Below are 16,993 nucleotides of genomic sequence, written 5' to 3' on the forward strand. Positions count from 1 at the left end.
GGCGTTATCCGCGCCCGATCAGAAGTCGAGCGTGGCCGACAGCTTCACGGTCCGCGACAGACCCGGCATCAGGTAGCCGCCCAGCGCCGGCGTCACATCACGCCAGTAGAACTTGTTGAAGGCATTGTCGACAAAGGCGCGCACCGTCACGGCCGAACCGCCGACGCGGGTGGCGTAGCTGGCGCCCAGGTTGACCACGTGGTAGTCGGGCACGAAGGTGGTGTTCTCGACGTCGAAGGCCTTCTTGCCCGAGTACTGCCATTGGGCCGACAGCTTCAGGCCAGGCACGCCGTCCACCTCCAGGTCGCCCCATACCAGCGAGCGTAAGGCCGGCACGTCGGTCACGCGCTTGCCGTCCATGCTGGCGATACCGGTGCCCGATTCGCGCGTATTCAGCGCCGTGGCCGACACGCCGTAATCGATCGCCCCCTGTTTGCCCTGCACGGCCAGTTCCAGGCCGCGGTGGCGGTCTTCGCCGCTGCGCACGAAGGTGTTGGCGCTATTCGTAAATTCCAGGCCCTTGCTGATGTCGAACAGTGCGGCCGTCACGGCCAGGTCCTTGCCCAGCTGCGCCTTGAGGCCGATTTCAGCCTGCTTCGAGCGGCTCGGCGACAGGGCCTTGTTGGCGTTGGTGGTGCCCACCGGCGCCACGCCGCCGTGCTCCATGCCCTGGGCGACGCTGGCGTACAGGTTCAGACCCGCGGCCGGCGTGAATACCAGCGCGGCATTCGGCAGCACGAAGCTTTCGTCGGTGTGGGCCTTGGCGTCGATGTCGTCGCGCCCGGCCTGCACCACGCGCACGCCTGCGTGCAGCTTCCATTGGTCGTTCAGGGTCAGGATGTCCTGGGCGAACAGGGCCGACTCCTTTTCGGTGCGGCGCGTGTAGACCGGGCCCGTATGCGGATTGCCCGGCGCCGGCGGCACCACGCGGTTGCGGTAGATGTTGGAGACGCCGGCGTAGTCGTAGACGTAGTCGCCATACTGGTCCTTGCGGCGCAGGGTGGAGGCGCCGAAGCTCAGGGCGTGCGCGCCCAGGCTCCCGCGCAGCATGGCCTGCAGGGCCCACGGCGATTTCTTTTCGCCTTCGCTCTGGTAGTCGTAGACATCATAGTCGCCGTTGGCGCAGTAGCCGGGCCACAGTTCGGCGCTCGAGCAGCCATACGGGAAGGCGGTGAAGTCGTCGCGCTTGAACCAGTGGCGGTTGGCGCTGAAGCTGGCCTGCCAGCCGCCGTCGAGGGCGATCTCGAGGCGCGCGCCGAGGTTGCCGCTGCGGGTGTCGACCGGCTTGGTCCAGGGCTGATTGTTCAGCAGCGTGTCGGCTGACACGCCGCGCGGCAGGCTGCGGTTGTTAATCAGCTGGTAGCCCGGCACGGTGATCTGCGATTTATGCTGGTAGTCGCCATCGATGGCCAGCACGACGCCCGGCGCCAGGCGGAAGTCGAAGGCGGCCGAGACGAACTGGCGCTCGCCGTCGGCACCCTTGACCTGCGAGCGGATACGTTCGGCTGCGGCATTGAGGCGATAGCCGAAGCGCGTGTCCTCGAAGCGGCCGCCCAGGTCGAGGGCGGCATACAGGGTGCCGCGCTCGCTGACCGAAGCCGTGGCCGAGCGCAGGGTGCTGGCCGTGGGACGCTTGGTCACGTAGTTGATGATGCCGCCCGGCGCAGCCACGCCAGCCTGCAGACCGGCCAGACCTTTGAGCACCTCGATGCGCTCCTTGTTTTCGAGCGGGATCTGGGCGTCGGCCGGGATCGCGAAGCCGTCCTTGCGGTAGCTGCTGGCGTTATCGAGCGTGTAGCCGCGGATCGAGAACTGCTCCGCGTAGCCGACCGCGTTGTAGGCGTCGCCCACGCTTGCGTCCAGGCGCATGGCCTGGGTGGCGAGGGTGATGCCGAGGTCTTTCAGCTGCTCGCCGGAGATCACCGTGATGGCGGCCGGGGTCTGCATGACCGGGGCGTCGCCGAAACCGCCGACGGAGGCGCGTTCGCTGGCGGCGGCTTTGCTGCCGGTGACGATCACTTCGGGCAGGGTTTGCTGGGCGGCCGCGTGGGCGCAGACGAGCTGGGCGATGGCGAGGGCCAGCAGGGTGGGGGTAAAGCGGGTTTTCATGGTGTTTGCTCTCAAAACGGCCAGCGCAGGAGCAAACAAAGAAGGGTGACAGACTTTGCGCTTTCCTTCGCTGGCATTATCCAGATCAGGTACGGAGGGTATTTCTCACCCGGCGCGAACAAAGCGCGCCAGGACCCCTAGCGAATGTCTATTTTAACACGGGCGCGGCGCGCCCGCCGTTCAGCGTGCCAGTTCGAGCGCCTGGCGCGCCACATCGGGCGTCACGTCGCGCGCTTCGCCCAGCTTGGTCAGGCGGTGCGCTTCGAGCGCCTGCACGACGCCGTCGACGGCGCTGGCGTCGAGGCCGTAGTCGGCCAGGCGGGTCGGCACGCCCATCTGGGCGAAGAACTGCTCGGTGCGGGTGATGGCCGCTTCGATGCGGGTGTCCTCGTCGCCGGCGCGCAGGCCCCACACGCGTTCGGCGAACTGCAGCAGCTTGGCGCGCTTGGCCGCTTTACGCACGCGCAGCATGGACGGCAGCACGATCGCCAGGGTCTGGGCGTGGTCCAGACCATACAGGGCGGTCAGCTCGTGGCCCAGCATGTGGGTGGCCCAGTCCTGCGGCACGCCGACGCCGATCAGGCCATTCAGGGCCAGGGTGGCGCTCCACATCAGGTTGGCGCGTACGGCGTAGTCCTCGGGCGTGGCCAGGGCCTTGGGGCCTTCTTCGATCAGGGTCTGCAGCAGACCTTCGGCGAAGCGGTCCTGCACCGGCGCGTCGGCCGGGTAGGTCAGGTACTGCTCCATCACGTGCACGAAGGCGTCCACCACGCCATTGCCGACCTGGCGCGCGGGCAGGCTGAAGGTCTTGCTGGGGTCGAGGATGGCGAAGCGCGGGAACACGGCGCGGCTCATGAAGGCGCGCTTTTCCTGGGTGGCGCGGCGCGTGACCACGGCCGCGCTATTGGTTTCGGAGCCGGTGGCCGGCAGCGTCAGCACCACGCCCAGCGGCAGGGCACGCTGCACGGCGGCGCCGCCCTTGTCCATGATGGTCCAGGGTTCGCCGTCGAAGCACAGGGCGGCCGCGACGAATTTGCTGCCGTCGATGACGGAGCCGCCGCCCACGGCCAGCAGGAAATCGACCTGCTCGCGGCGCGCCAGCGCAATCGCGCCCTCCAGGGTTTCGAGCGTGGGATTGGGCTCGATGCCGCCGAACTCAAACACGGTGTGCCCGGCCAGGGCCGCGCGCACTTCCTCGTAGGTGCCGTTGCGCTTGATGCTGCCGCCGCCATAGAGCATCAGCACGCGTGCGCCGGCCGGCACCAGGCGCGCCAGCGCGCTGATCTGGCCCTGGCCGAACAGGACCTGGGTGGGATTGTGGAAGTCGAAATTAAACATGGTGGACACTCCTGAATTCGATCCCGCTATTTTATCGCGCCGTCTTGCCTGAGGTGGGAGCGTGGGCTAGGATGGCGCTTCACTGTAAGGAGGACGCCGCATGGCGCATCAGGAATACCACGAAGACGCCGAGGCCCTGCCGGCCCCGACCCGCGACATGCACCGCGCGCTGCAATCGCTGCGCGCCGAACTCGATGCGGTGGACAGCTACAGCCAGCGCTTCGAAGCCTGCACCGACCCCGAACTGAAACGCGTGCTGGCCCACCTGCGCGAGGCGAAAAAAGAGCATGCAGCGATGCTGATGGAGTGGATCCGCCGGCGCGATGTGCCGTTTGCCACGCGCATGAAGGATAGCCTGTTCAAGGCCGGGCCGATCACCGCCCAGTACCGCGACGACGAGGACACGCCGGCCGAATAAAGCCTCAGTGCAGGCCGAAGCGGGCCAGGTAGTCGGCGTGCGGCCCCAGGCCCACGCGTGAGCGGCGCACGTCGATATTCTCGGGATCTTCCACCGGATACAGGTGCAGCTTGCCGCTGGCATCGCCGCGCAGCTGGGTGCCGTACAGCTGCGGTGCTCCTTCGTTCATGCGGACGCGGTCTTCAGCCAGGGCCAGCAGATCGAGCGCCAGCTCGTTGGCTTCGGCCGCTTCGCGCATCAGCGGCAGGCAGCGGCGCAGGAAATCGGCCTCGCCGTGCTGGGCGATGAAGAAGGCCGCCTGCGCGCCATTGGCCCCGACCACGCTCTCGCGCGGCCAGCCGATGCGGGCGATGATCGCTTCCAGCTGCTTCTGGTTGGCGCGGTCGATCTGGCGCATACGCTCGTCGTTGCCGTCCTCGTTGCGGTTCTGGCGCACGGCGCGGTCCTGGCGCAGCATGGCTTCCAGTTCGGCGGCGGTGGCCGCTTCCGGCGCAGGACTGCGGTAGGCGCGCAGACGCGGACCGTGCAGGCCGGGACCGACCATGAAGCTGCGCGCCCCGGTCTGCATGCCGGAGCCGCTGGCGATGGCCGCATAGTAGCCGGGTTCGAGGTCGACGCGGAACACCCCGTCGACAGCGTCGGCATACACCGGGCGCCCTTCGTTGACGCGGAAGATCACGGCACGCATGCGCAGCGGCGCCATCCCGGGCGGGAAGCTGATGTGGCCCAGCACCTCGGTCGCCCAGGCCGGCAGGGCCAGCGCGGCCAGCAGGGCGGCCAGCGCGCGCCTCATGCGACGAAGCGCGCGAAGGCAGGCAGGTCGACGTTGCCGCCGCTGATCAGCACCCCGACGCGCAGGCCGGCCACCGGCACCACGCCATGCAGGGCGGCGGCGGCCGCCAGGCAGCCGGTCGGCTCCACCACGATCTTCATGCGCTCGGCGAAGAAGCGCATGGTCTCGATCAGCTGGGCGTCGCTGACGGTGACGATGTCGTCCACCAGACGCTGGATCACGCGGAAGTTATGTTCGCCCACGTGGGTGACCTTGGCGCCGTCGGCGATGGTGTCCGGCACCGGGATGTGGATGATGCGGCCGGCGCGCAGCGACTGCTGGCCGTCGTTGCCCAGCTCGGGCTCGACGCCGATCACGCGGCAGGCCGGATTCAGGGCCTTGGCCGCCAGTGCGCAGCCAGCCAGCAGGCCGCCGCCGCCGAGGCAGACCAGCAGCAGGTCGAGCGCGCCGGCGTCTTCGATCAGCTCCTTGGCGGCCGTGCCCTGACCGCAGATCACGTCCGGATGGTCGTAGGGCGGAATCAGGGTCATGCCGCGTTCGGCCGCCAGGCGCCGGCCGATCTCCTCGCGGTCTTCCTTGTAGCGGTCGTAGGTGATGACTTCACCGCCGTACTCGCGCGTGGCGGCCACCTTCAGGGCCGGCGCGTCGTGCGGCATGATGATGGCCGAACGGATTCCGAGCAGGCTGGCCGACAGGGCGATGGCCTGGGCGTGGTTGCCGGACGAGTAGGTCAGCACCCCGGCCGCGCGCTGGGCGGCGTCAAAGCGCATCAGCGCGTTGTAGGCGCCGCGGAACTTGAAGGCGCCCATGCGCTGCAGGTTCTCGGCCTTGAAGAACAGCTGGCCGCCGCTGCGCGCATTGGCGGTGCGCGAGGTCAGCACCGGCGTGCGGTGGGCGGCGCCGCGCAGGCGTTCGGCGGCGGCTTCGATATCGGCGTAGGTCAGGTCAGTCATGGATACGGGCGGTGGGGTTCAGCGCTGGCGCGCCATACGTTCGAGCAGTTCGCGTTCCTCGTGCGCGACCTCGGCGCCGAAGTCTTCCGGTTCGAAGACCTGGCGCAGTTCGACCATGTCGGCGTCCGAGGCGGGGATCTTGCCCAGCCAGGACAGGGCTTCCTCGCGCGAGGCGACCTTGATCATCCAGTAGCCGCCGAGCAGGCGCTCGCCGGGGAAGGGGCCGGGCGTGATGCTGGCGACGCCATCCCGGAAGGTGGCGCGCGCGCCCAGCGCCGAGGGCTGGAGGCCGTCGCCGGCCAGCAGCACACCGGCATCCACCAGGGCCGCGTTGTACTGCATCATGGCCTGAATCTGGGCTGCGCTCGGCATCGCGCCGGCTTCGGCCTGGGGGCCGGGGTACATCAACATCATGAATCGCATGCGGGTCTCCTGAGTGAGGCCGCGTCTCAGGCTGCGGGCGGGAAGGCGAGATCGATCGCCAGGCCGCCGCCGGCGCGGTTGCGCAAGTGTAGCTCAGCTTCGTGACGCGTGATCACCCGGTTCACAATCGCCAGGCCCAGACCGGCGCCGTTGGCCTGGCCGCGCGCCGTGTCGAGGCGGGTGAACGGACGCAGCATCTGCTCGAGCTGGTCGTCCGGCACGCCGCTGCCGTGGTCCTGCACGGTGACCAGCACGCGCTTGCCGGCCGCCGTGGTGCTCAGGCGCGCGAAGATCTCCATCTCGACGAAGTCCATGCCGGGCGTCTTGCCGTAACGGCGGGCGTTTTCGATCAGATTGCTGATCACGCGTTTCAGGTCGGTCGGATTGCCCTTCACATGCAGGTCCGGATCGATGTCGACCAGCAGCCGCAGCTCGCTGATGCGGCTGGCCTCCTGGGCCACCTCGGCCAGCAGGGCCGACAGGTCGAGCACGGCGAAGCTGCTGCTCTCGGTCGGTTTGGCGTAGTCGAGGAACTGGGCGATGATCGCGTCCATCTGGGCGATATCGGACTGCATGCCCTCGCGCGCCTCGGGCGGCAGGTCGGCCATTTCGACTTCGAGCTGCATGCGCGCCAGCGGCGTGCGCAGGTCGTGCGAGATGCCGGCCAGGATGACGGCGCGGTCGGACTCGATGCGCGCCAGGTCGTCGACCATCTGGTTGAAGCTGCGGTTGGCTTCCTGCACCTCGATCGGGCCGGTTTCGGGCAGCGGGGTGGGGCGCTGGCCACGCGCGATGTCGCGCGCGGCGGCCGTCAGGCGCGCCAGCGGCAGGTTGACCAGGCTGGTGAGCAGGGCCGCGACGATCAGCGACAGGCCACCGACCAGGGCCGCCCAGCCGACCCATTGGGCGCGGCTCAGGCCATCGATGCGCTCGCGGTCGACCATCAGCCAGTATTTGTCGTCGTCGATCTTGAAGCTGACATAGAAGCCGGGCACGCCGTTGACGCGGCGCGAGAAGCGCGTGTCGCGTCCGAGTTTGGCCTTGACCAGGGCTTCGATGTCTTCCATCAGCGGGGTGTCGGGCGGCGGCTCGACCACGTCGGTCGGCTCCAGCAGGGTGATGCGGATGCCCTCGTTGGACACCAGCTCGAACAGCAGTTCGCGGCGCAGCTCGGGCGCCGAGTGGGTGAGGGCGGCGTGGGTGATGGTGACCACCGAGATCACCTGGGCCGCCATCTGCTGCGCCTGCGGGCCGCGCTGGACGACACTGATCATGCCGATCCAGGAGGCCATCGACACCGAACACAGCAGGGCGAGCAGGGCGAAGGTCCGCCAGAACAGCCCGCCGCTCAGCCAGCGCAGGCGCAGGGCGGCGGTACGCGATCCAGGCACTAGCGCGGCTGCCCTTCAGGAATGAAGACATAGCCCAGACCCCAGACGGTCTGGATATACAGCGGGCTGGACGGATCGGGTTCGATCAGCTTGCGCAGGCGCGAAATCTGCACGTCGAGCGAGCGGTCGAACACTTCATATTCGCGCCCGCGCGCCAGTTCCATCAGCTTTTCGCGGCTCAGCGGCTGGCGCGCATGGCGCGCGAACACTTTCAGCACCGAAAATTCGCCGGTCGTCAGGGGCACGGTCTGGCCGCTCTTTTTCAGCGTGCGCGTGCCCAGGTCGAGCACGAATTCGCCAAATTCGAAGGTCTGCGGGGTTTCCGAAGGCGCGCCCGGAATCTCGTCCGGCCCCTTGCGGCGCAGCACGGCGCCGATGCGGGCCACCAGTTCGCGCGGGTTGAAGGGCTTGGGCAGGTAGTCGTCGGCGCCCATTTCGAGGCCGACGATGCGGTCCACATCCTCGCCCTTGGCGGTCAGCATGATGATCGGGGTCTGGTCGCCGGCGCCGCGCAGGCGGCGGCAGATCGACAGCCCGTCTTCGCCGGGCAGCATGAGGTCGAGCACGAGCAGGTCGTAGCGTTCACGCAACCACAGCTTGTTCATGGACGGGGCCGAGTCGGCCGTCACCACCTGGAAACCCTGTTCGGTCAGGTAGCGGCGCAGCAGGTCGCGCAGGCGCACGTCGTCGTCCACCACCATGATCTTGGCCGAATGGGCCGGAGTCGTTGCAGTACTCATGTTTTCGGAATTGTCAGAAAGAGTGGCGCTATGGTAACTTCTAAACGCGTTCGCGTCTGACGCTGCGCAAAGGCATTACAAAGTGTTACAAACTTTACCCCTTTGCCCTTCTGCCCGTCGCGGAATACACATACACTGGCACTGAAGCATCGAGGCAAGACAGTTTAATTGTTTATATGGCATCAAGGAAGAGGCACAGCATGAAGACCGCAGCACAGCAATCCAGCGTCAGCCTGCCGGCGCGTGGACAGGGGCGTCAAAGCGCCTGGCTGCTGTTGGCCCTGCTGAGCGCCAGCCTGCCGTCCTGGGCCGAACCGGGACGCGACGAACGCCAGCCGCCCCAGCGTCAGGAAGCCGCGCGCGAGCGCCCGGCCCCGCGCCAGGACAATCCGCCGCCCCAGCGCGCCGAACGCCAGCCCCCGCCCCAGCAGCAACAGCCGCAGCCGGACGTGTTCCGCCGCGACGGCCGTCTGACGCCCGACGAACGCGGCGACCTGCGCCGCCAGATCAAAGAGGCCGGTCAGGAACTCTACCAGTCACAGCCCCAGCGCCGCTGAACTGCGCGCGTTTCAGATGTTGTCATGGCGTCTGTTGTAATGACGCCAAAGCAAGACTTCTTAAAAATTTCGGAAACTTTGTGAATTCGTGCATTTGCTCGCCTTGACGTGTTACGCTACGCAAAACGTAGAATCACGGGTTGCATGAAAGCTAAGTTCAAGGTGTTGGATGGCGATCAATACTGAAGTTGGCCAGGCGCCAGCGGCAGATGTGGGCCGCCCCGCGCCAGGCGGGGCCGGGCACGGTATCGTCAAACGACGCGATGGCGTGTTTGTCGATCCGGCGCTGCTCGGCGCCGACTTCCAGGCGGCGGTCAACGACATCTTCTTTTCCAACCGCTATTTCGCCGGCCTCAATTACACGGTCTTCATCAAGGTGCTGTACGACTGCGGCCCGGATTTGCCGCGCTCGCGCACCGGCGACGCGCTGATCCGCTTTGCGGCGGACATCATGGACTTCCTGCCCGAGCGCCAGGCGCTCTATCACGCGGTGAAGATCGACAGCGGCTCGGCCGACTATTATTTCCAGCCCGTCTACCTGGCCGATCCCGATAATCCGGAACGCGAAGGCGCGCCGACCCAGCTCGACTTCGACGAATTCGTGGCCGATATGTGGGTCAAGGGCATCCGCTTCGGTATTGACGAGAACGCCGTGCGTGCGGCGATTGCCTCGGGAAAGACCGACCGCGTCGTGGTCGCCCGCCGGCTCGAGCCGGTGCCGGGCCGCGACGCCCAGATTCTCGAAGTCTCGACCGATATCCACCGCAATGACGCGCCGCGTCAGCTGGCCAATGGCCGGCTCGACCTGCATTCATTCCAGAACCGCTTCCCCCAGGTAAAGAAGGGCGAGCGCCTGCTGCGCAAGGTCCCGCGCGAGGCCGGCACGCTCGGCTTCGAGATGTCCGGCATGCCGATCGAGCCGCCGGTCCCCAAGGACGTCGACCTGCACCAGCTGGCCGGTCTGGGCACGGTGGTGGAGAATACGGAAGAGGGCGAATTCCTGCTGTCCCAGCTGACCGGCTTCCTGTCGATCGACCGCAAGAGCAATCAGCTGTCGGTGGACGATAAGATCGTCAGCCGCGATGGCGTGTCGGTGCGCACGACCGGCAATCTCATGCTCAAGGGCAACTTCGAGGAGTTTGGCGAAGTCCAGGAAAAGCGCATCATCGAGGGCGAAAGCATCACCGTCCATGCCGACGTGTTCGGCAACATCATCTCGCGCGGCGGCTTCATCATGCTGCACCAGAACCTGATCGGCGGCACGGCCACGAATGCCGACGGCGACATCAAGGTGCTCGGCATCGGCTCCAATTCCACCCTGCAGACGGTCCAGGGCGAGATCTCGCTCAAGCGCGCCGAAAGCTGCGTGATTTCAGGCACGCGCGTGGTGATTGAACAGGCGGCCAATTGCGAAATCATGGCCGACGAGGTCGTGATCACGCGCGCCGAAGGCTGCTCGATCGCGGCGCGCAAGGTGACGATTGAAGCGGCCGGTCCGCGCAAGCAGAGCGAAATGACGGTCAGCGTGATGGTGCCCGACAGCGCCCGCCTGGACGAGGAAATCGCCGAGCTGACCCAGCGCGTCAACGATTTCGACGCGATGCTGCAAAAGCGCAAGGCGGAAATGGACGCGCTGACCAATCTGCCCGATGTCCGCAAGTATCTGATGCTGGCGACCAAGGTGCGCAAGAAGGAACTGGTGCTGACGCCCGAACAGGTGCCGCAATTCCAGAAGATGGCCGTGGCCGTCGGGCCGGCGCTGAAGGCGATCGGCAAGATTTCACTCGACGTCAAGGCGCTCGAGGATGGCAAGCAGGCCGGCACCGAAAAGATCACCGAGCTGGTGCTGGCCAAGAATGCGGTGTCCGGCGGCAGCATGGTGCAGATCAAGGAAGTGTTCGGCGACACCATCGTGCGCAAGATGAAGATCGCGCCCGACGCCGAGCGTGTCTATGATCTGCCGGCCAAGGACATCAAGGTCCGTCTGCGCGGTCCGGGCAGTGTCAAGGACACCATCTTCAACGGCGCGCGCGGCAGCGTCCAGTGGGACGCCGACGCCCATCTGTGAGCCGGCTCAGTCCGCGGCCGGCGCGTTGAGCGTGGCAAAGCAGGCCAGGGCCTCGGGCGACAGGCCGCGGAACAGGCGCGGGTCGCCGGTGGCCAGACGCTCCGCCTCGGCCAGCAGCTTCATCTTCGACAAATAATCCGACAGGGCCAGCAGCTGGCCCAGCGGCGAGAGGCGCGCGCCTTTCTGTACATTCCCCTGTTCGCCCACGGCCGCGATCACGGCGGGCGGGAAATCCCACTCGCGCCCGATGTTGACGGCCAGTTCGCGCGCAATCCCCATCAGCTGCGAGGTGAACAGGACCGAGCCGATGCCCTTGCCATCCTTGGCGCTCTGGTCGAGGATGCGCAGGCTGACGATCAGGCCGACATTCTGCAGCAGACCAGCGAGAAAGCCCTCGAACGGGTCGGCGCCGAGGCTGGCGGCCAGGCTACGGCTGGCGACGGCGCAGCGTTCCGACTGGTCCCACAGGCGCGGCGCGATGCTGCGCGTGAACGGGCCGGAGTTGACATCGATAATCGGGCGGAAGGCCACCGTGGTGATCAGCTGGCGCAGCCCCTCCTGACCGATGACCATGACGGCGTGCTCGACGCTGCCGATGTGCTGCCCATTGCCCAGAAACGAAGAATTGGCCAGGCGGATGATGGCTGCGACCAGCACCACATCGTGCGAGATCATGCGCGAGAGCTGGGCGCCGGAGAAGCTGTCGCTGCGCAGGCTCTGCATCAGTTGCGGAATCAGGCCCGGCATGCGGCGCACCAGAGCCGCGCCCGACTGCTGGCCCTGCAGGATGGCGAGCAGAGCATCGATGACCTGGGTTTCGACGGGCGTCAGATCGAAGCCGCCGCTCTCGGCGGTGTTAAACAGCCAGTGATAGAAGTTCTCGTTGACCGTATCGCGCTGGTCGAATTGCAGCTGACTGGGCGTAGCGGCCGGTGCCAGCGTGGGCGCAGGCGCCGGTGCGGGCGCCACCGGCCGGGGCGCCGGGGCAGGCGCGCGGGCGCCGGAGAACAATCGTTTGACCCACTCGTACATGATGCTCACGCCTGCAGATGTTGCTTGCAGCGTAACACCCGCAATTGACCACAGTCAACGGCTGTTGGCAGCGCTGTGGCTACCATGGCCCGTGGCGTTTTGCACTATGGAAAGGGGGACGGCATGCACGATTACCTGAGTTTCCATTTGGGCGGGCTCGAGTACGGAGTCGCATTTGCGCAGGTGCGCGAGTTGCGCATGCTGCAGTCGCTCGAGCGCTTCATGGCCGATGGCGAGGTGATCAACGGCGTGGCGGTCTCGCGCGGCGTGGTGATACCGCTGGTCGACATGCGCGTGGCGTTCGGCAGCCAGGGCAAGGGGCCGACCGACGTGATCGTGCTGCAATTGCGCGATTGCGTGATCGGCGTGGTGGTCGACGGCGTGACCGATGTGGTGCGGATCGACCCGGCCCAGGTGACGCTGGTGAGCGGCGCACCCGACTACCTGCCCGGCATCGCCGAGGTCCAAGGGCGGCGCCTGATCCTGGTCGACATGGACCGCCTGATGCAGGTACGCCGCCGCGCCGCCAAAGCCGCCTAAGAAACCAAACGGTGTCAAACCAAACGGTGTCAGGTCCGGCAATCGGACATCGCCGAACTTTCTCGCCGCGGGAAGGTCAGCGCTGGATGAAGACCGTAATTTGTGACGGAAGTTCGACGATGTCCGATTGCCGGACCTGACACCGTTCAGGATTGATTGCCGGACCTGACACCGTTCAGGATTTAGCTGAGGGCGTCGAGTTGCTCTTGCAGGCTCAGCCACTCTTCTTCGAGCTGCTCGAGCTGCTTGCTGATGCTGGCTTGCTCGGCCAGCGTGGTCTTCAGGCGCTCTTTTTGGTCGGCTTCGTAGATGGCGCTGGCGCCGAGCTCGGCGTCGAGCGCGGCCTTGCGCGGGCTGAGCTTGGCCATCTCGGCGTCCACCTTCTTCAGGCGTGCTTCGAGCGGCTTGCGCTGGCTCGACAGGCGCTGGCGCGCTTCCGCTTCGAGGCGTTTCTGCTCCTTGCGGTCGAGCGCCGGACCGCCCTGCGGGCGCGACGCCTCGGCCGCCGCCTGGGCCTGGGCCAGCTTGGTCTCGAATAGCCATTGCTTGTAGTCGTCGAGGTCGCCGTCAAACGGCTGCAGCTGGCCGTCGCTGACGATCATGAATTGGTCGGTCGTCGCGCGCAGCAGATGGCGGTCGTGCGAGACCAGCACCAGCGTGCCCTCGAACTGGGCCAGGGCCATGGTCAGGGCTTCGCGCGTTTCGAGATCGAGGTGGTTGGTCGGTTCGTCCAGCAGCAGCAGATTGGGACGCTGCCAAACGATCAAGGCCAGCGCCAGGCGCGCCTTTTCGCCGCCCGAGAAGGGGGCGATCGGGCTACTCACCATCTCGCCGGGGAAGTTGAAGCCGCCGAGGAAATTGCGCAGCTCCTGCTCACGCACCTCGGGCGCGATCTTCATCATGTGCCACAGCGGCGACTCGTCGTGGCGCAGCATCTCGACCTGGTGCTGGGCGAAGTAGCCGATCTGCAGACCCTTGCCCAGTGTGGCCTTGCCGGCCAGCGGTTCGAGCGCGCCGGCGATGGTCTTGATGAAGGTCGATTTGCCGGCGCCGTTCTGGCCCAGCAGGCCGATGCGCTGGCCCATCTGCAGCGTGAAGTTGATGCGCTTGACGACCACGCGCTCGCCGTAGCCGGCGTCGACATCCTCCAGCACCAGCAGCGGATTGGGCGCGGCGGCCGGCTCGCGGAATTCGAAGGAGAAGGCGGCGGCCGCGCGCAGCGGCGCCAGCTCCTCCATCTTGGCCAGCGCCTTCATGCGGCTCTGGGCCTGGCGCGCCTTGGTGGCCTTGGCGCGGAAGCGGTTGATGAAGGACTCGAGGTGGGCGCGCTCGCGCTGCTGCTTTTCGATGGCGGCGGCGGCCAGCACCAGGTGGGCCGCGCGCTGGCGTTCGAAGTCGGTGTAGTTGCCGCTGTAGCGTTTGAGCTTGCGCTCGTCGATGTGCACGACCACATTCACGATCTCGTCGAGGAAGTCGCGGTCGTGCGAAATGATGATCAGGGTGCCGGCATAGCGCTTGAGCCAGTCCTCGAGCCAGATGATGGCGTCCAGGTCCAGGTGGTTGGTCGGTTCGTCCAGCAGCAGCAGGTCGGAGGGGCACATCAGGGCCTGCGCCAGATTCAGGCGCATGCGCCAGCCGCCCGAGAACGAGGCCACTGGCATCTGCATCTGGGCCAGGGTGAAGCCGAGGCCGAGCAGCAGCTGCTCGGCGCGCGAGCTGACCGTGTAGGCGTCGGCGTCGGCCAGGGCGCTGTGTACGTGGCCGAGGGCGATGCCGGTCTCGGTGCTGTGCGGCGCCGACTCGAGCTGCGCCAGTTCGGCCTGCAGGCGGCGCAGTTCGGTGTCGCCGTCGATCGCATAGTCGAGGGCCGTGCGTTCGAGCGCCGGGGTCTCCTGGGCGACGTGGGCCACGCGCCATTTGGCGGGGAAGTCGATGTCGCCCTGGTCGGCGTGGATGTCCCCGCGCAGCATGGCGAACAGGCTGGATTTGCCGGCGCCGTTGGCGCCCACCAGGCCGATGCGGTCGCCCGGATTGAGCGTGAGATCAACCGATTCGAACAGCGGCTTGGTGCCGCGCATCAGGCTGACATTGGTAAATCGGATCATGCGGCTTACAGCTTCAGTTGGTCGGCGGTCAGCAGGAATACGGCGCCGTCGCCGGCGCTGGTGGACAGCCAGGTCAGGCCCATGTCGCCAAAGGCGGCTTCGGCAAACGCGGTCTCGTTGCCGATTTCGACGATCAGCAGACCGTCATCGGTCAGGCGCTCGGCGGCACCGGCCACGATGCGGCGCACCAGGTCCATGCCGTCGGCGCCGCCGGCCAGTGCGAGCTGCGGCTCTTTCAGATACTCGGGCGGCAGCTTGGCCATCGAGGCGCTGTTCACGTAGGGCGGGTTGGTGACGATGATGTCGTACTTGCGCGCGGGGAGGGCGGCGTACAGGTCCGACTGGTGCAGGCTGACGCGCTGCTGCAGCTGGTAGTCGGCCACGTTGCGGCGCGCGACGTCGAGCGCGTCCGGCGAGATGTCGACCGCGTCCACCTGGGCATTCGGGAAGCAGTCGGCCAGCATGATCGCCAGGCAGCCCGAGCCCGTGCACAGTTCGAGGATGGCGGTGACTTCCTCCGGCTCCGGCACCCAGGGCGCAAAGTGGTCGGGAATCAGTTCGGCGATGAAGGAGCGCGGCACGATGGTGCGCTCGTCGACATAGAACTTGTAGTGCCCGAGCCAGGCCTCGTTGGTGATATAGGCGGCCGGTACGCGCTCGCTCACACGGCGTTCGATCACGGCCAGCACGTGGGCGATTTCCTCGTGCAGCAGCACGGCGTCGAGGAAGGGATCGAGGCGGTCGAGCGGCAGCTTGAGCGTATGCAGAATCAGGTAGGCTGCTTCGTCAAAGGCTTCGGCGCTGCCGTGGCCGAAGAACAGCTTGGCGCCGTTGAAGCGGGTGATCGCGTAGCGCAGCAGGTCGCGAACGGTGGTGAAAGGGGTCGTATTCATGGCGTTAGCAGGTTCTCCAGCGTGCGGCGGTAGATATTCTTCAGCGGGTCGATGAAGCGCAGTTCGATGTGTTCGTCGATTTTGTGGATCGAGGCATTGGGCGGGCCGAATTCGATCACCTGCGGGCAGATGCGGGCGATGAAGCGGCCGTCCGAGGTGCCGCCCGTGGTCGACAGCTCGGTGTGCACGCCGGTTTCGGCCAGGATGGCGCCGGACAGCGCGTCCGACAGCGGCCCCTTGGGCGTGAGGAAGGGCTGGCCGGACAGCTTCCAGTCGATCTCGTAATCGAGATTGTGCTGATCGAGGATGGCGTGTACGCGCGCCTGCAGGCCGTCGGCCGTGGACGCGGTCGAAAAGCGGAAGTTGAAGTCGATGTGCAGGGCGCCCGGAATGACGTTGTTGGCGCCGGTGCCGGCATGGATATTCGACATCTGCCAGGAGGTCGGCAGATAGTAGGCATTGCCTTCGTCCCAGCGCTCGGCCACCAGGTCGGCCAGGGCCGGCGCGGCCAGGTGGATCGGGTTGCGCGCCAGCTGCGGATAGGCGATGTGGCCCTGCACGCCCTTGATGGTCAGCTTGCCATTGAGGGAGCCGCGCCGGCCATTCTTGATCATGTCGCCCAACACGTGGGCCGAGGTGGGCTCGCCCACCAGGCAGTAGTCGATGCCGATGCCGCGTTCTTCGAGCGCGTCGACGACGACCACGGTGCCGTCAGTGGCGGGGCCTTCTTCGTCGCTGGTGATCAGAAAACCGATCGAGCCGCGGTGGTCCGGATGGGCGGCGAGGAACTCCTCGCAGGCCACCACCATCGCTGCGATCGAGGTCTTCATGTCGGCCGCACCGCGCCCATACAGCTTGCCCTCGCGCCGGGTCGGCGTGAACGGGGCCGACTGCCATTGCTCGAGCGGGCCGGTGGGCACCACGTCGGTGTGGCCGGCGAACACGAACAGCGGCGCGGCCGTGCCCTTGCGCGCCCACAGATTGGTGACGCTGCCGGAGACGATGGTCTCGCACACGAAGCCGAGCGGCTCGAGCAGGGCGATCAGGCGCTGCTGGCAGCCTTCGTCCTGCGGCGTGACCGAGGACAGGGCGATCAGCTCCTCGGTCAGAGCCAGCGTGCGGGAGGGCGCGTGGCTCATACGAACAGCGCCGCGTACTGGGCGTCCTTGAAGCCGACCGTGATGCGGCCATCGCAATCGAGCACGGGGCGCTTGATGACGGAGGTCGTTTCCAGCATCAGCTCGAGCGCGCTGGTGGCGTCGACCACGGCGGCCTGGCGCGCCTCGGGCAGGCCGCGCCAGGTCGTGCCTTTTTTATTCACCAGGACTTCCCAATCGACCTGGGCGAGCCAGGCGGCAGCTGTGGCGCGCTCCAGGCCCTGCTTTTTGAAGTCGTGGAAGACGGCCTCGTGGCCGTGTTCGGCCAGCCAGGTGCGGGCCTTTTTAACGGTGTCGCAGTTCGGGATGCCGTAGAGGGTGATGCGCATGGTGATGGGGGAATGGTGCCGGTTTTTGTGTAACCCGGCAGGATACCATAGCGCGCATGCAGACACGATTTTGATGTCGCCCGGCGCGCGCTTTCGCTATATTGGCGCCTTCCGTTTGCTACCTCGACTCCGTATGCAGTCTTGTCC

16 protein-coding genes and 1 riboswitch are annotated in these 16,993 nt (G+C 66.7%); of the genes, 4 read left to right on the forward strand and 12 right to left on the reverse strand.

What is annotated here, in order from left to right:
* Positions 1 to 18: 18 nt before the first annotated feature.
* Together LZ005_RS02795 and LZ005_RS02800 are read right to left on the reverse strand one after the other, a co-directional pair.
* On the reverse strand, positions 19 to 2,109 hold the full coding sequence (locus LZ005_RS02795; RefSeq protein WP_237804456.1) for a TonB-dependent siderophore receptor: 2,091 nt from the start codon (positions 2,107 to 2,109) through the stop codon (positions 19 to 21).
* A 45-nt stretch (positions 2,110 to 2,154) separates the two neighbouring features.
* A riboswitch (TPP riboswitch) is annotated at positions 2,155 to 2,258 on the reverse strand.
* 31 nt (positions 2,259 to 2,289) lie between these two features.
* Positions 2,290 to 3,447, reverse strand: coding sequence for an iron-containing alcohol dehydrogenase (locus tag LZ005_RS02800; protein WP_237804458.1), 1,158 nt, complete (start codon positions 3,445 to 3,447; stop codon positions 2,290 to 2,292).
* Positions 3,448 to 3,547: 100 nt separating this feature from the next.
* Here LZ005_RS02800 and LZ005_RS02805 point away from each other — a divergent pair, with 100 nt between their 5' ends.
* Positions 3,548 to 3,865, forward strand: coding sequence for a ferritin (locus LZ005_RS02805; protein ID WP_237804460.1), 318 nt, complete (start codon positions 3,548 to 3,550; stop codon positions 3,863 to 3,865).
* 4 nt (positions 3,866 to 3,869) lie between these two features.
* On the opposite strand, the gene LZ005_RS02810 is transcribed toward LZ005_RS02805, so the two are convergent.
* From LZ005_RS02810 to ompR, 5 genes are read right to left on the reverse strand one after another with little or no spacing between them, the layout of a single operon-like run.
* Positions 3,870 to 4,658, reverse strand: coding sequence for a DUF6624 domain-containing protein (locus LZ005_RS02810; RefSeq protein ID WP_237804462.1), 789 nt, complete (start codon positions 4,656 to 4,658; stop codon positions 3,870 to 3,872).
* Positions 4,655 to 5,611: a threo-3-hydroxy-L-aspartate ammonia-lyase gene (locus LZ005_RS02815; protein WP_237804464.1), complete on the reverse strand. Its 957-nt coding sequence runs from the start codon at positions 5,609 to 5,611 to the stop codon at positions 4,655 to 4,657. Before LZ005_RS02815 ends, LZ005_RS02810 begins: the two co-directional genes overlap by 4 nt.
* A gap of 18 nt (positions 5,612 to 5,629) precedes the next feature.
* Positions 5,630 to 6,034: a YciI family protein gene (locus LZ005_RS02820; protein ID WP_237804466.1), complete on the reverse strand. Its 405-nt coding sequence runs from the start codon at positions 6,032 to 6,034 to the stop codon at positions 5,630 to 5,632.
* A 26-nt stretch (positions 6,035 to 6,060) separates the two neighbouring features.
* Positions 6,061 to 7,425, reverse strand: coding sequence for an ATP-binding protein (locus LZ005_RS02825; RefSeq protein ID WP_373889289.1), 1,365 nt, complete (start codon positions 7,423 to 7,425; stop codon positions 6,061 to 6,063).
* Positions 7,425 to 8,165 carry a two-component system response regulator OmpR gene (gene ompR / locus LZ005_RS02830; RefSeq protein WP_237804468.1) on the reverse strand — a complete coding sequence of 247 codons (741 nt, stop codon included), beginning with the start codon at positions 8,163 to 8,165 and terminating at the stop codon, positions 7,425 to 7,427. Before ompR ends, LZ005_RS02825 begins: the two co-directional genes overlap by 1 nt.
* Positions 8,166 to 8,365: 200 nt before the next feature.
* Between ompR and LZ005_RS02835 the strand changes: the two genes are divergently transcribed.
* Together LZ005_RS02835 and LZ005_RS02840 are read left to right on the forward strand one after the other, a co-directional pair.
* Positions 8,366 to 8,722, forward strand: a complete 357-nt coding sequence (locus tag LZ005_RS02835) for a hypothetical protein (RefSeq protein WP_237804470.1) — start codon at positions 8,366 to 8,368, stop codon at positions 8,720 to 8,722.
* 169 nt (positions 8,723 to 8,891) lie between these two features.
* Positions 8,892 to 10,790: a flagellar assembly protein A gene (locus LZ005_RS02840; RefSeq protein ID WP_237804471.1), complete on the forward strand. Its 1,899-nt coding sequence runs from the start codon at positions 8,892 to 8,894 to the stop codon at positions 10,788 to 10,790.
* Positions 10,791 to 10,796: 6 nt separating this feature from the next.
* Here LZ005_RS02840 and LZ005_RS02845 read toward each other — a convergent pair whose 3' ends face one another.
* Entirely contained in the window at positions 10,797 to 11,822 is a 1,026-nt protein-coding gene (locus tag LZ005_RS02845; RefSeq protein ID WP_237804473.1) for an HDOD domain-containing protein, read from the reverse strand.
* A 123-nt stretch (positions 11,823 to 11,945) separates the two neighbouring features.
* Between LZ005_RS02845 and LZ005_RS02850 the strand changes: the two genes are divergently transcribed.
* Complete coding sequence (locus LZ005_RS02850) at positions 11,946 to 12,362, forward strand: chemotaxis protein CheW (RefSeq protein ID WP_237804475.1); 417 nt, start codon at positions 11,946 to 11,948, stop codon at positions 12,360 to 12,362.
* A 182-nt stretch (positions 12,363 to 12,544) separates the two neighbouring features.
* On the opposite strand, the gene LZ005_RS02855 is transcribed toward LZ005_RS02850, so the two are convergent.
* From LZ005_RS02855 to LZ005_RS02870, 4 genes are read right to left on the reverse strand one after another with little or no spacing between them, the layout of a single operon-like run.
* Complete coding sequence (locus LZ005_RS02855) at positions 12,545 to 14,467, reverse strand: ATP-binding cassette domain-containing protein (RefSeq protein ID WP_237804477.1); 1,923 nt, start codon at positions 14,465 to 14,467, stop codon at positions 12,545 to 12,547.
* A 5-nt stretch (positions 14,468 to 14,472) separates the two neighbouring features.
* On the reverse strand, positions 14,473 to 15,360 hold the full coding sequence (prmB, locus tag LZ005_RS02860; RefSeq protein ID WP_237804479.1) for a 50S ribosomal protein L3 N(5)-glutamine methyltransferase: 888 nt from the start codon (positions 15,358 to 15,360) through the stop codon (positions 14,473 to 14,475).
* Complete coding sequence (gene dapE / locus LZ005_RS02865) at positions 15,357 to 16,499, reverse strand: succinyl-diaminopimelate desuccinylase (protein ID WP_237804481.1); 1,143 nt, start codon at positions 16,497 to 16,499, stop codon at positions 15,357 to 15,359. Before dapE ends, prmB begins: the two co-directional genes overlap by 4 nt.
* Complete coding sequence (locus LZ005_RS02870; protein ID WP_237804483.1) at positions 16,496 to 16,846, reverse strand: arsenate reductase; 351 nt, start codon at positions 16,844 to 16,846, stop codon at positions 16,496 to 16,498. The genes dapE and LZ005_RS02870 overlap by 4 nt, the downstream gene beginning before the upstream one ends.
* Positions 16,847 to 16,993: the final 147 nt, after the last annotated feature.

Source organism: Massilia sp. TS11 (assembly GCF_022012445.1).
Classification (GTDB): domain Bacteria; phylum Pseudomonadota; class Gammaproteobacteria; order Burkholderiales; family Burkholderiaceae_D; genus Telluria.